This is a genomic window from Rahnella sp. AA, from assembly GCF_002834385.1.
Taxonomy (GTDB): domain Bacteria; phylum Pseudomonadota; class Gammaproteobacteria; order Enterobacterales; family Enterobacteriaceae; genus Rahnella.
On the sequence record NZ_PITQ01000003.1, the window covers coordinates 502,138 to 516,457 of the forward strand.

14 protein-coding genes and 1 tRNA gene are annotated in these 14,320 nt (G+C 41.0%); 12 read left to right on the forward strand and 3 right to left on the reverse strand.

What is annotated here, in order from left to right:
- Positions 1–127: 127 nt before the first annotated feature.
- The 3 genes from CWS43_RS10840 to CWS43_RS10850 are packed head-to-tail and all read right to left on the reverse strand — an operon-like array spanning position 128 to position 3,239.
- On the reverse strand, positions 128–1,708 hold the full coding sequence (locus tag CWS43_RS10840; protein WP_101076947.1) for an ABC transporter substrate-binding protein: 1,581 nt from the start codon (positions 1,706–1,708) through the stop codon (positions 128–130).
- 46 nt (positions 1,709–1,754) lie between these two features.
- Positions 1,755–2,336: a D-alanyl-D-alanine dipeptidase gene (gene ddpX / locus CWS43_RS10845; protein WP_101076948.1), complete on the reverse strand. Its 582-nt coding sequence runs from the start codon at positions 2,334–2,336 to the stop codon at positions 1,755–1,757.
- Positions 2,337–2,366: 30 nt separating this feature from the next.
- Positions 2,367–3,239: a MurR/RpiR family transcriptional regulator gene (locus tag CWS43_RS10850; RefSeq protein WP_101076949.1), complete on the reverse strand. Its 873-nt coding sequence runs from the start codon at positions 3,237–3,239 to the stop codon at positions 2,367–2,369.
- A 395-nt stretch (positions 3,240–3,634) separates the two neighbouring features.
- Between CWS43_RS10850 and CWS43_RS10855 the strand changes: the two genes are divergently transcribed.
- From CWS43_RS10855 to CWS43_RS10910, 12 genes are all read left to right on the forward strand, one after another.
- Positions 3,635–3,710: transfer RNA gene (locus CWS43_RS10855), tRNA-Asn, on the forward strand.
- Positions 3,711–3,871: 161 nt separating this feature from the next.
- Complete coding sequence (locus CWS43_RS10860) at positions 3,872–5,131, forward strand: integrase arm-type DNA-binding domain-containing protein (protein ID WP_053011587.1); 1,260 nt, start codon at positions 3,872–3,874, stop codon at positions 5,129–5,131.
- Between the two features lie 432 nt (positions 5,132–5,563).
- A complete protein-coding gene (locus CWS43_RS10865) occupies positions 5,564–6,751 on the forward strand; it encodes an acetyl-CoA C-acetyltransferase (protein WP_101076950.1) in 1,188 nt (395 codons plus the stop codon).
- Positions 6,752–6,774: 23 nt separating this feature from the next.
- On the forward strand, positions 6,775–7,515 hold the full coding sequence (phbB, locus tag CWS43_RS10870) for an acetoacetyl-CoA reductase (protein ID WP_053011590.1): 741 nt from the start codon (positions 6,775–6,777) through the stop codon (positions 7,513–7,515).
- A gap of 36 nt (positions 7,516–7,551) precedes the next feature.
- Positions 7,552–8,544: a 3-oxoacyl-ACP synthase gene (locus CWS43_RS10875; RefSeq protein WP_053011592.1), complete on the forward strand. Its 993-nt coding sequence runs from the start codon at positions 7,552–7,554 to the stop codon at positions 8,542–8,544.
- 23 nt (positions 8,545–8,567) lie between these two features.
- Complete coding sequence (locus tag CWS43_RS10880) at positions 8,568–9,068, forward strand: hypothetical protein (RefSeq protein ID WP_101076951.1); 501 nt, start codon at positions 8,568–8,570, stop codon at positions 9,066–9,068.
- A gap of 28 nt (positions 9,069–9,096) precedes the next feature.
- Positions 9,097–10,329, forward strand: coding sequence for a thiamine pyrophosphate-dependent enzyme (locus CWS43_RS10885; RefSeq protein WP_101076952.1), 1,233 nt, complete (start codon positions 9,097–9,099; stop codon positions 10,327–10,329).
- Positions 10,313–10,915 carry a 2-oxoacid:acceptor oxidoreductase family protein gene (locus CWS43_RS10890; protein ID WP_053011596.1) on the forward strand — a complete coding sequence of 201 codons (603 nt, stop codon included), beginning with the start codon at positions 10,313–10,315 and terminating at the stop codon, positions 10,913–10,915. Before CWS43_RS10885 ends, CWS43_RS10890 begins: the two co-directional genes overlap by 17 nt.
- Before the next feature lie 27 nt (positions 10,916–10,942).
- Positions 10,943–12,169, forward strand: coding sequence for a multidrug effflux MFS transporter (locus CWS43_RS10895; protein WP_053011597.1), 1,227 nt, complete (start codon positions 10,943–10,945; stop codon positions 12,167–12,169).
- A complete protein-coding gene (locus CWS43_RS10900) occupies positions 12,162–12,878 on the forward strand; it encodes an acetolactate decarboxylase (RefSeq protein ID WP_157825380.1) in 717 nt (238 codons plus the stop codon). Before CWS43_RS10895 ends, CWS43_RS10900 begins: the two co-directional genes overlap by 8 nt.
- 16 nt (positions 12,879–12,894) lie before the next feature.
- Positions 12,895–13,638: an acetolactate decarboxylase gene (locus tag CWS43_RS10905; protein WP_053011599.1), complete on the forward strand. Its 744-nt coding sequence runs from the start codon at positions 12,895–12,897 to the stop codon at positions 13,636–13,638.
- Between the two features lie 225 nt (positions 13,639–13,863).
- The coding region (locus tag CWS43_RS10910; RefSeq protein WP_198555806.1) for a hypothetical protein at positions 13,864–14,320 on the forward strand (457 nt) is incomplete at its 3' end.

A 14,320-nucleotide genomic window follows, 5' to 3' on the forward strand; every position in this document is an offset into this window, starting at 1 on the left:
TGCTGATGCGTTGGCTGCGCTCACTCACCCCGGTCACATAGTTCACTATGCTCCCGGGGATTCCTTCACTTACCGCCTTTCCGCAACCCGAACTATTTTGGGTTTAAAGCGGAAATCCTGCGGATAATTACTGCTTACTCATTTGCGCAACATTAAAGACCTGCTCAAGCATCGGGTTGAAAACGAAACCTTTGACGTCTTTGTTCATCGCGACCTGATAGTTTTTCTGGAACAGATAGACATACGCCGCTTCGTCGATGACGATTTTCTGCGCCTGCTGGTAGTAATCCGTCCGCTGTTTCTGATCCGTTACCGACACCGCTTTTTTCAGCAGCGCATCGACGTCAGGATTGGAATAGAACGAACGGTTGCCCGGCAACCCTTTTTTATCGGACTCGAACCAGTAGTTCATGAACATGTACGGGTCGGCGAAATCCGGGCTCCAGTTGCCGATCGAAATATCGTAATCGCCCTGCCCGATACGGTCGCGCATGGTGGCGTTCGCCAGTTTTTCCAGCTTCACGTTGATCCCGACCTGACCGAGGCTGGCCTGCACGGCAAGCGCGATGGATTCCCAGTTCGGATCGTTATCGGAATAGAGGAAATCCAGCGTCTGCGGCTTGTCTTTCACTTTTTCCAGATCGGCTTTCGCCTGTGTCAGATCCAGCGAATACTGTTTGGCCGTCGGGTCAAAACCCCACATGCCATCCGGGATCGGCCCGCGCATCTGTTTAGCGTTGCCGCCGAGAATGCCCTTCACCATGCCCTGATAATCCACCGCAGACGAAATCGCGCGGCGCAAATCCACCTGATTAAGCGGCGTTTTGGCGTTGTTGAGATACAGATAGGTCACGCGCAGTGACGGGAATTCCTCAACCGCAACTTTGTCTTCTTTTTTCAGCGCCGCCAGCTGGTCCATCGGCAGGGAATCGGCAATGTCCAGATCGCCGCGCGACAGTTGCAGACGGCGAGTAGCGCTCTCACCAATAATCTTAACCGTGACACGTTTAAAGGCCGGTTTCGCGCCGCTGTAATGCGGGTTCGGCACCAGCACCAGTTGCTGGCCCTTCTGCCAGCGATCCAGTTTATACGGGCCGGAACCGGCGGTATGACCGGCCAGCCAGGCTTTGCCTTCATCGGCCGGATTGGCTTTGGCAATCGCCGGATTCACAATCCCCGCGCCGTCATTGGCCAGCGTATACAGGAAGGGCGCGAACGGCGTTTTCAGCGTGAACGTCACGGTCAGCGGATCAACTACCGTCACCGCCATGTCTTTTGGAAACGCTTCCGACGGCCCCTGAGCAATTTTCATCAGGCGCTCAAACGACCATTTCACCGCATCGGCATTCACGTCGGTGCCGTCGTCAAATTTCGCGCCCGGTTTGAGTTTGAACGTCCAGACCAGTTGGTCCGGCGAGGCAGTCCAGCTGGCCGCTAAGTCCCCTTCTACCTGCGTGGAGCCTTTGCCGTTTTCAGTTTTGTACTGCACCAGACGCTGATACGCCGGATAAGTCACCGTCCAGTCGTTGTTATCGATTGTCACCGCCGGATCCAGCGTTTGCGGGTCAGCGGCTTTACCGATCACCAGCATGTCTTTCGGAACGGCAGCCTGCGCGGCAAAACTCAAACCTGACAGGGCGAGAAAAATGGCACCGGCGATCCGTGTTTTAGTGGTTTTACGGAATGTGCTGATTGCTGTGTTGCTCATCGGAGAACTCCTGGCTTTATGAAAAGTGTTAAGAGACTTGCAATGATTACGCGGCGTTAACCGGCGGATAGCAGCCGAACCGCTCGTCCAACAACGGATACGTTTTGGCATCCGGTAATTCAAAGTGCCACCACTCGCTGGTGATGCCTTTAAAGCCGCCCGCCGCCATTACGGCGTTGAGCAGTAAACGGTTTCGCTGGATCACCGGCGGTAAATCCGGGTAAAACGGGTGCGAAACTTCGGTCATTTCATCAAATCCCGCGCCCATATCCAGCACGTCGCCCTGCTCATCAAGCAACGTCAGATCAACCGCCACGCCCCGGCTGTGGTGCGAACCGAGTTTGATATCCACGACGTAATCCGGATTCGGGAATGCCGCCCATAAACAGGCCTGCGCCGCCTGCGGCCGGTAGGCGTCGTAAATTTTCAACCGGAATCCCGCCAGCTTCGCGACCGCATTGCAGCGCACCAGCGCAGCGGCGGCATCGGGATGTAACAGGCAACGCGATTCGCGATAAATCGGCTGACCGGTCAGGTTATCGGCTGTGGCATATTTCAGGTCGATCACCGCGTCAGGCAGGCTTTGCGCCAGGTCAATCAGGGCAACGTCGGGTATTTTTGTGTTCATCAATAAACTCTGTCCGCTGGTTTTAGAAAATTACGATTCAAATTGTCCGAGCTGTTTTTGCAAAATCCGGTTGTTCGCCAGCCGCTGTTCCACATCGTTCCCGCGCAGTTCCAGCACCGAAGAACACAGCAGATTGAACAGGCAGCTGAGCGGTGCCATCGAATCCCAGAACTGGCCGGTATCCGTTTTCACCTGTAATAAATCAACCGGATAATCGCGCGCCCACGGACAGTAAATGTCGGTGATCAGCGCCACGTTCAGGCCGCGTTCGCAGGCCGCTTCACAATAGGTTTGCGCCATTTTTGAGTAAGCGCGGGTATCGGTCACCACCAGATAAGGCTGCGCGAATTCCGAATTGAGCGATTCCACGTAAGTGCCGGAAAGCCCGTCGGCGAAATAGACTTTCGGGCGAAGATATTCGAGATAGCTCGCAAAATTATTGGCAATACCGCGCACCGACTGAATGCCGAGAATAAACACCGCGTCGGCCCCGGCCAGACGGCGGCTGACCTGCGCAAAACTGTCGGTCTGCGCCAGCTGATAAACGTGATTAATGGCTTCAAGTTCGAGCGTCAGCGACTGTTGCAGCTTTTCCTGCTGCGGCTGTTTGCTGCGCTCGCGGTAAGCGCCCAGCCGGTCGGTGACCACCCACGGCTGATAGGCGGTTCCGCTTTGCTGACGCAGCGTTTGCTTGAAATCATCCAGGTTGCGATAGCCCAGGCTGCGCAGATAACGCCCGACCGAAATGCCGCTGGTCGCGGCGCTGCGTGCAATACTGTCGGCGGTTTCGAACGGGATTTGCGCCAGATTAGCCAGCAGATAACCGGCAATACGCTTGCCCGTCGGCGTTTGCGCGGAGAATGACGCTTCGATTTGTTCAATCACATCCTTCGCTGGCTGCATCGGTTAATCCCCTGTTGCTTTATTGTCAAAAAACTAGCCGTTGTTAGCAAAATAACAATGCACGGGGTGTGCCAATTTCCAAAAATGTGTGAAATTTGTGCAGCAGATCGGAAAATATGACGATTTAATGAACAGGAAGTGGCAAAGAACGTGCTTGAAAATTGATAAAACCTTGTCTTCCCGTAACCACTGCACAACAATCAGGCAACTTATGGTTGCTTTTAGTGCAAACGGTTTCCGGCAAGATGAGAAAAGAAGTAAAAAAGGATGAGGATTTAATCACTTTGTCTTAACAGTCAACAAGTTGGATATTATGAGAGCACTCAGACAACTTTTTGCGTTAACCCTTTGACATGCCCACGGCCAGTCGCTATTATTCGCCCCGTTCACACGATTCCTCTGTAGTTCAGTCGGTAGAACGGCGGACTGTTAATCCGTATGTCACTGGTTCGAGTCCAGTCAGAGGAGCCAAATTCTTGTTTTCATGCCGCTCTGCGAATCCTTATGTAATTTAGATTCAATAAGTTAGTGTGAAAAGTCTTCCCGATGCATTTTTAGTTTCTCCTCCGCATCGGGAGAATTTGGTGGTCAGATTTGGGGTCATGTTGGTTCGATGACGGAGTGACCCCCAAATGTCTCTTAACGACACAAAAATCCGCAGCTTAAAACCATCCGCTAAACCTTTCAAAGTTTCCGATTCTCATGGCCTGTACCTTTTAGTCAATCCAGGCGGTTCACGTCTCTGGTATCTCAAATATCGAATCAATGGTAAAGAATCCCGCCTCGGCTTAGGTGCCTATCCCGATGTTTCTCTGGCTTACGCTCGTCAGCAACGTGATGGCATACGCAAACTGCTTACGCAGAATATCAATCCATCACAGCAACGTATCGCAGAGAAAGCTGCCCGCTCACCGGAAAAAACATTTAAGCACGTTGCATTGAGCTGGCATAAAAGCAACAGAACATGGTCAGAGAACCACGCCTCCCGTCTTCTTGCCAGCATGAACAATCATATATTTCCTGTGATTGGACACTTGCCAGTAGCTGAACTGAAACCTCGTCACTTTATCGATCTGCTGAAAGGCATTGAGCAAAAAGGTCTGCTGGAAGTCGCAGCACGTACCCGACAGCATATGTGCAGCATCATGCGTCATGCCGTTCATCAGGAGTTGATAGAGAACAATCCGGCGGCAAATCTGGAGGGTATCATCGCCCCTCCCGTTAAACGCCACTACCCCGCCCTTCCGCTGGAGCGACTGTCGGAACTGTTGGCTCGCATTGAGGACTACCAGCAAGGACGAGAGTTAACCCGCCTTGCAGTATCACTCACCCTGCACCTTTTCATCCGCTCCAGCGAACTGCGTTTCGCGCGTTGGTCTGAGATCGATTTCAGAAACAAAATCTGGACCATTCCTGCCACTCGCGAGTCCATCCCCGGTGTCCGCTATTCTGGGCGTGGTGCAAAAATGCGCACTCCACACATCGTTCCACTCTCCCGTCAGTCCATCACTATTCTGGAACAGATACAGGAAATATCCGGGCATCAAGAGCTGGTATTCCCCGGCGATCACAATCCATATAAACCGATGTGTGAAAACACGGTCAACAAGGCGCTACGCCTGATGGGCTATGACACAAAAGATGAAATCTGCGGCCACGGGTTTCGTGCAATGGCCTGTAGTGCCCTGATGGAGTCTGGCCTATGGGCACAGGGTGCGGTTGAACGGCAGATGAGTCACCAGGAACGCAATAGCGTTCGAGCGGCTTACATCCATAAAGCAGAATATCTCGATGCCCGTAAAGCGATGATGCAATGGTGGTCGGATTATCTGGATGCATGCAGTGATGCTTTTCTGCCTCCTTATGTATGGAGCCGGGTGCAGAAAAGATAAATATCCTAATTAGGAATGTCAGTGATTGACGAATACAATAAAAGCAGAACAGGTCGTTTAGTGTTCTGCTTTTTATATTAGCTAGCATCATGTCTTAAACAGAACTTCTCACATTGCTAAAACAAATTAGCCCGCAAAACTGTGGTTGAACCTCCCACATTTCAGTACATCACTACCGCATAACAAGCAGGTTACTTTAAGCAATAGACAGAGGCCTATTCTGGTAATTTCCTTTTTTGTTTGAGGGACTTGGTTCTGCTAATAAAACAAAGAACAAAGTTACATGTTGCAGATGTTAATGGAAAAAAATCATTTATCACAAATCATTAACTTAAACGGGTGAGAAAAATCACCCCAAAAAATGTTAAGGAGTGATGAAGTCAAATTTTCAATGGAGTAAAACAAATGAAATAATAAATTATTGGAGACTGTATGGCTAACGATGTTGTTATTGTATCAGCGGCAAGAACTGCTATTGGTTCTTTTGGGGGAAGTCTATCAAACTTTCCAGCAATTGACTTAGGGGCAGAAGTAATAAAGGGGCTAGTTGATAGAGTCAAAATATCTAAAGAAATTATTCAAGAAGTTGTTATGGGGAATGTCCTCACCGCAGGACTTGGACAAAACCCCGCCCGACAGGCAGCATTGAAAGCTGGACTACCTATTGAAACCTGTGCCTATACCATTAATGAAGTATGTGGTTCAGGTTTAAAAGCAATAGCGTTAGCATACGATGATATTAAATGCGGCAATGCCGATATTGTCATCGCCGGTGGTCAAGAAAATATGGATATGGCCGCTAGAATTCTGTCAGGTTCTCGTACAGGGAAAAGAATTGGCGACTTAAAACTAATTGACACACTTATTAACGATGGATTAAGTGATGCATATAGTAAATGTCATATGGGTGTAACCGCCGAAAATATAGCAAATCACTTTCATATAACAAGAGATGAACAAGACGAGTTTTCTTATGGTTCCCAACAAAAATGTCGAAAAGCTGTTGATGAAGGGAAATTTATTGATGAAATTGTTCCATTATTTTTGGAAAATAATGCTACAGATACAGTTTTTGATAAAGATGAGTTTCCAAGGCCAAATACGACACTAGAAAAACTTCATTCTTTAAAACCAGCATTTGATAAAAATGGCACCGTCACAGCAGGAAATTCGACTGGTATAAACAATGGGGCATCAGCAGTAATTTTAATGTCTGAAAAAAAAGCCAGTGAATTAATGTTGAATCCTATGGTTAGAATCATCGCCTGGGCAGAAGTAGGGGTTGAACCTAGTTTAATGGGGACTGGGCCAATAGAAGCATCTCTAAAAGTGCTTAAAAAAGCAAATCTAAAAATAGAAGATTTAGATTTAATAGAAGTCAATGAAGCTTTTGCAGCACAGGTGATTTGTATAAACAGAAAATTAGGGTGGGACGCTGAGAAAGTAAATGTCAATGGCGGTTCAATAGCATTAGGCCATCCAATTGGTGCTTCCGGTGCAAGGATCCTTACGACATTAATTTTCGAGATGATAAGAAGAAAATCTCATTATGGATTAGCAACATTATGTATTGGTGGAGGGATGGGAATCGCAATGATTGTCGAAAATATTAATAGTTAAATCTTATATTAATCGAGGTGGGCATGAAAGGAAAAATAGCTTTAGTTACTGGAGGAACCCGAGGCATCGGCTCTTCTATAGCTAAAATGCTACATAATGAAGGATTGAAAGTTATTGTTATATCAAAAAATAAATCATTGGGTGAAAAATGGATAAACGATTCTCATGCAGAAGGATATGATGATTTAATATATTTCCCATGTGATATAAATGACTATGCCTCATGTAATAGCCTCATTTCACAAATAATCAATGAATATGGCTCTATAGATGTACTGATTAATAATGCAGGCATTACAAAGGATAGAACATTTAAAAAAATGTCCATTGAAGACTGGTCAATTGTATTAACAACCAATTTAGTTAGCCTATTTAACATCACTCAACCAATTGTAAGTAAGATGATAGAGAGTAAATATGGAAGAATAGTTAACATTTCGTCGGTTAATGCAGAAAAAGGACAGTTTGGTCAAACTAATTATTGCGCGGCTAAAGCTGGAGTTGTAGGCTTTACCAAAGCATTAGCATTAGAACTAGCAAGCAGCGGAATCACAGTAAATGTTGTATCCCCAGGATATACTGAGACCGATATGGTATTGGGGAAAATACCAACGACCACTCTGGGAAATATTTTAAAAGAAATACCAATTAAAAGACTCCTAAAACCTACTGAAATAGCTGAAGTTGTACGCCTACTGATACAAGAGGATTCTACCTACATCACGGGAGCAAATTTCAACATTAATGGGGGTTATTATATGTAGCAGATGTTATTGAAAACCATTAAGGAGTTAATAATCATGAGCTGTGGAATTACAAGTATCGGGCTATATATACCCCCTCAAACAATAACATCATCCCAAATATCTAAAGAAACTGGGATTCCTGAAAGCATATTGATAAACAAATATGGAATTAGTAAAAAGCGAAGAGCTCGCAGTCATGAAACAAGTTATTTTATGGGAATTAAAGCGGCTGAAGATGCTTTGAAAAAATCCGAAATAACCGCTACAGACTTGGATGTAATAATTTGGGTCGGGAGCCAGAATACCGAGAAGTTTATGTGGGTTACGGCGATTAGTTTAGCTTCGGATCTAGGTGCTGATAATGCCTGGGCATTTGATATGACCGCTTTATGTGGATCAATGCTGGCAGGGATATCCATTGCAAAATCATTATTAGATTCGCACCAAGAGTACAGCAACATTCTTCTTGTTGGAGGATGTAGAGACATAGATTATTTAGATACAAACAACCCAAACACACACTTTCTATTAGATTTAAGTTCTGGGGCAGCGTCAGTTTTAATTAGCAATGAAAATTGTAGCAACACCATATTAGGGGATAGTTTCAAATGTGATGGCTCTCTATCTAATATTTGCTATGCAACGCGAGAAACAAAAAAAACACATGGCAATAGTGACATGCAAATAAGATTTCTCATGAATGATTCTGAGAAATTCAAAAACACTTTGAACATGACATCAATAAATAACTTTGAAACTGTGATAAAAAATTCATTGAAAAAATCCAATATGACCCCGAGTGATATTGACTATCTTGCAATTTTGCATATCAAGAGGTCAGCACATGAAGAAATATTAAAAAGAATAAACTTGGAAAATTCAAAATCATTATACCTGTCAAACTTTGGCCACATGGAGCAATTTGATCCCATTTTGTCATTATTTTTAGCAGAATCAAAAGGTTTAATTAATAAAGGAAGTAATGTGGTATTGGTTAGTGCTGGCCTTGGGTTTATTTGGGGAGCAATTGTAATCTATTATAAATAATTTAATAAAATATCGAGGCTAATATGAATAAAATACTTACTGCAAATGATGCTGTAGCAAGAGGCGCGTTTGAGTCAGGTGTTAAGGTCGCTACTGGTTATCCTGGTACGCCATCAACATCAATCATCGATGATATTATGAGGGATTATAAAGATATTTATTGCGAATGGTCTGTAAATGAGAAGGTAGCATTAGAAGTCGCAATGGGGGCATCATTTTCTGGTGCTAGAAGTTTAGCGGTAATGAAGACCGTTGGTTTAAACGTAGCTCACGATGCCTTGATCTCAGCAGCACAATCACAGATAAACGGGGGCCTTGTTATTGTAGTTGCTGACGATGTCGGAAGAATAACCGATGATTATAATGATTGCCGTTATTACGGTAGAAGTGCCGGCGTCCCGATATTGGAACCAAGTGATAGTTTAGATGCACTAAAATTGACAAAACTTGCATTTAAATTAAGTGAATTATACAGTCTCCCTGTGATAATCAGACTTACTACTGTTACGTGTAAAAATAGATGAAAACTATCAATATTCAGCGAGCAAAAACTTGAAATTTAAAAGTAGCTGCTATGCCGTATTAACCACTACAACTATCATGGGAATGAAAAACAGTGATAATCCGAAAGTTACAAGATTCAATAATGATTTTGTTCATTCGATGGATAGATTGACAGACAATTTATCAAATAATAGCAACATCAACCCTATTGAGTTAAAAGATAAAAAAATTGGTTTTATAACATCTGGCGCATCATACCTATACTTGAAAGAAACGTTACCTGATGCCTCCATACTTAAACTTGGCGCTATACACCCCCTACCCATAGGATTGATAAAAAAAATATCCACCTATGTGGATAAATTATATGTAATTGAAGATGGGCAATCTGTCATCGAAAAAGAAATAAGATCCATGGGCATTAACATCGCTAAAGACGTTGATCTCAAAAAATTCCCAGATTTCACATTCTTCACCCCGGAAATAATAAAAAGCAAATTCCTAGTGAATGATATCGTTGCACAACCATTGCAAGACATTCCATTTAGGCTGCCAATGAATTGTGCTGGCTGCTCTCATCTGTTTGTATATTATATACTGAAAAAATATCACCTTAAGGCAACTACAGATGTAACTTGTGGCGGGTTAGGTATTTTTCCACACATCAATGCATTCACTAATGCTAAACATATGGGAAGTTCTATCGGAATAGCGCACGGTTTCAATTGCGCTAATGATGATAAAGAGAACTATATAGCCGTTATAGGGGATGGAGGTTTTTGGGCTACAGGTATAAATGGTTTAATAAATCTTACTTTCAATAAGGGTAATACAAAAGTAATCATCGTCGATAATCAATGTATCGCAATGACTGGTGGCCAGGATGTCCCATCCTCCAGACCTGAATATTCATCGTCACTCGATATAAAAGAGACTTGTCATGCTTTAGGCATTCAAGATGTAATAGAAGTCGATCCTTATAAAATTGATGATTTTGAAAAAGACGTAATTTCCTCACTCAATAGAGATGGGAACGGGGTAATTATCGTCAAAAAAGAATGCCTAGTTAAGTTTAAACCAGAAGTAAAAGGACAGTGTACAATAGATAACGAAGCCTGTTTGAAATGCAAAGCTTGTCTTCAAATCAGTTGTCCCGCCCTGGAAATATTAAAAGATAATGGTGAAGAGAAGATACATATTGACTCTGGTCTGTGCGTGGGATGTAAATTATGTCAAACAAACTGTAAAAATGGGGCAATAAATTATGAAACAATTCAGTAAACTAAATATAATATTTTGTGGTATTGGTGGCCAAGGTATTGTCTCGCTTGCTAAGCTAACTCATAAAATACTATTTATTGAAGGGTATGAAGTTAAATGCTTCGATGTCATGGGATTAGGGCAAAGAGGAGGAAGTGTTTCTTCTCATCTTCGGTTCTCTAAAGAAAAAATCTTATCACCTTTAATACCCGTAGGTCAGGTTGATTATCTAGTCGGCCTTGAACAAACAGAAGTACTGAGAAACATACATTATTTATCAACTGATGGATACTTAGTTGCGAGCGATTACAAGTTAACTTCGCCTAGCGTCAATGCTGGCTTGGAACGTGATACCCCTTACACCGTGAATGATGTATGTGCCACCAAAAAAATAAAAAAAACAATTTTTTATAAAAATATTCTAGAGAGTGAAAACATAAGTTACGTGAATCTTAATTTTTCCTTATTGTCTATATTATTATGCTTGCTAGATTATGATTTAGAGTCTGCAAAAGAGACTATAAAGACAATCATTCCACAAAATAGGATCCAAGAAAATATTCTTGCTTTTGAAAAAGGAATAGATTACTTCAAAAAGCAAGCCTAAGTTGAATCATATAACCCGGAGTTAGAAATGGAGCTTATGAAAGATCGATATTCATCTGTGACAATGTTCCAAATAAAAACACTTATATTTGCAATTCCATTTTTAATGGGATTAGGAATTGATTTATATGTTCCCTCATTACCTGCAATAGCAAACTCATTTAACTCACCGAAAACTGCGGTACAACTATCTATTGCAACATATATGTTTGGCTATGGGATCGGTCAGTTTTTTTTAGGTATAATTTCCGATTCTTTAGGGAGACGATTAATTCTTAAAATTTGCAGCATAGTTTTTGTCTTATCAAGTTTACTTTGCATTTTTTTATCTCCATCAATTTACTGGTTAAATTTTTGGCGATTTATTCAAGGATTAAGTATTGCCGGACTTGCTGTTGTTGCGCGCGCTATGATTGTTGATGTCTTTTCTGGAAAAGATTTATTTAAATTTACGAATTACTTTGGGCTATGTTGGTCACTCGGCCCAATAATAGGCCCTAATATTGGCGGATATTTACAAAATTATTTTAACTGGCAAGCTAATTTCCTTTTTTTTGCTGTTTATGGTCTCGTTCTGGCCTTTGTATCTTTCAATAGATTCCCTGAGACCAATAATAATTTAAAAAAAATAGGTGAATCATTCAACACTGACAATATAAAAACAGTAGCTTTAGATACTCGCTTCTTGATTTATTGTTTTATAGGTGGTGTCGGGTATGGGGTTATTGTACTTTTTAATGTTGTGGGACCATTTTTATTACAAAAAAAGTACTTAATTACTCCTATCCAATATGGGCACTATGCTCTATTGCTCGGGTTTGCATATTTTTTGGGTTCATTAACAAATAAAAAACTAGTTGACACACATAAAAATGGTGACATTTTGATGTTAGGGCTTAGTGCATGTGTTGCAATCAGCATTACATTTTCATTATGGTCACAATATTCTGTCTCTTCTTTAAAAATCATCATTAGCGGTCTCTTCCTTATTTTCTTTTTCATAGGATTTATTGTCCCAAATACTTTAGCTAACTCAATGAAAATTTTCCCATCAAGAGCCGGCACTGCAAGTTCAATTTTCGGTACGCTAACAGGAGTCATAGTTTCGGTAATATCGTCTGTAGGCTCCGCCACCATATTACTGACGGCAAGCTCACTTTTCTTTAATTACATTTTTTACTTCCTCATTTCTGTTTTTCTTTTTTTAATAATAAAGATTAGATTTATTTCAATGAATGGTGATAACAATGAATAGAGAAGTATTTCAATTATCCATCTATGGAGCAACTTTTGTTGGCCTGCTGGATGGTGTTTTAGATTTAGCACAAATTAAAAAGTATGGCGATTTTGGAATTGGTGCAATAGAAAGCTTAGAGGGCGAGCTAACTCTTTCTAATGGTATTTTTTATCACGCAAATTCTGACGGCGACATTCAAACTCCTGAACCACATTTTAAAACCCCAAAGATGACAGTAACGAAATATATTGCTGACAGAAAATTCACTATTGATGAAGAAATTACTTATCCAACTTTTAAAAAAATCTTGATGGGAAAACTACCTTCTTTAAATTACATATATGCAATTAGAGTAAAGGCAACTTATAAATGGGTGAAATTAATGTCTTATCCAAAACAGGTGAAACCTTATCCAACAATTGATGTAATCTCTGGTAACAAGATAATTAATACGATTAATAATATAGAAGGGAACATGATCGGATTTTATACACCTTTACCACTAGTAGATTTATGTGGCCCTAGTTTACATTTTCATTTCTTTGATAGTGAACATAAGCTTGGAGGACATATTGTTGATTTTTGTTTTTCTGGCATCACAGTCGAATATCAATATAAAAACACGTTAAACATTCAACTTCCTGATAATGATGATTTTCATAAAAGTAATCTAGATGGAGTAAAAGAACAACTTGATAAAATAATTTCTTCTTTAGCTAACTCATAAAAAAATTGGAGGCAACATGCTTAATTCAAATGAAATTGATAGTTACACTCAAATATCCACAAGCCAAACATTGTGCAGCGGTTTGTTAGAAACCAATTTCAAAGTCAAAGACTTATTGAATTACGGTGATTTTGGATTTGGCGCTACGGCAGGAATGCAGCATAATATAATGATCTTGGATGGGGAAATAATATCCCCGACACTTGATTTTATTGATGAACATGTAGCTATTAGTTTTATATCACACTTTACACGAGATGGTAACTTACAGATAAATAATGCAATGGGCATTAAGGAACTGCGCAATAAAATTAAAGATAATTTCAATTCAACAAATATCATCCATTTAGTTAAAATTAAAGGTAATTTCGATTTTGTGAAAACTTCTTCATTTCCTAAGTTTTCAAGACCATACCCTGTAATCACAGCTGACATTGTTAATCGATCAGTTAATAGCTGCCATTATTCAACATCAGGTACCCTACTGGCTTTCTGGCTTCCTGAATTTTGCAAATGCATTAATGCAGGAGCAGGAGGATTGCACATTCATTATATAAGTAATGATAAAATGATTTGCGGACATGTTTTGGATTGCAATATTTCGTCAGGAACTGCTGAGTTTTCATCCAAGCACACAATATCATTAAAACTACCTGAAAGCTCTGAATTTCAAAACCTAGAGTTAGGAAGTAATGATGAACTTATCGATAATAGAATAGAAGCCTGGGCCAAAGATGGTGTTGGTGGTAAAGAGCTATGAGGATCTATATGAATGCGGACATTGAAAATTCATTCTCTCGGGAAAAGTACTTTCATCCTCCATAATAATTATTTGTGACCCTTATATAATTTATTAGCATATAGAAATATTTATTGTAAGCCATTGAATTTATTGCATTTAAATTGACATTTTTTTTCACCCTTGCTTTTAAAGGCTTAATGGTATTAATGTAAAGGAAATATATTGAACAATGTTAGGTATATAATGAATTACATACAGTTAAAGAATGGTTATTCATCTCTAGAAGTTTCTGATGACAGGCCCAAGCTGCAGCTTTCGGACATGGAAACTCAGAACACTCTTAAAAGAAACAATCATCTAATTCAAAGTACGAAATCATTCTTAATTCATGTTCTTGACAACATTTTGGTAGAAGATAAATTCATTATTTTAAGTGACGAGACAGGAGCAATAATTAATATAATTAGTGACACCCCTATCATGCAACATTTTTTTGAATGCGGCTTCAAATTAGGCACTAAAATGACTATCGATTCAATAGGAGAAAACGCTCTTGCTCGCTCACTAATAAGTAAAAATATAAATATATCCAGACCTGACCAACATAAAATCAATTTTTTAAAACAATGGACTGAAATTGGAACACCAATTATTGTAAATGATGACATCGTAGGTGCAATTTCCATATATATAAAATTTG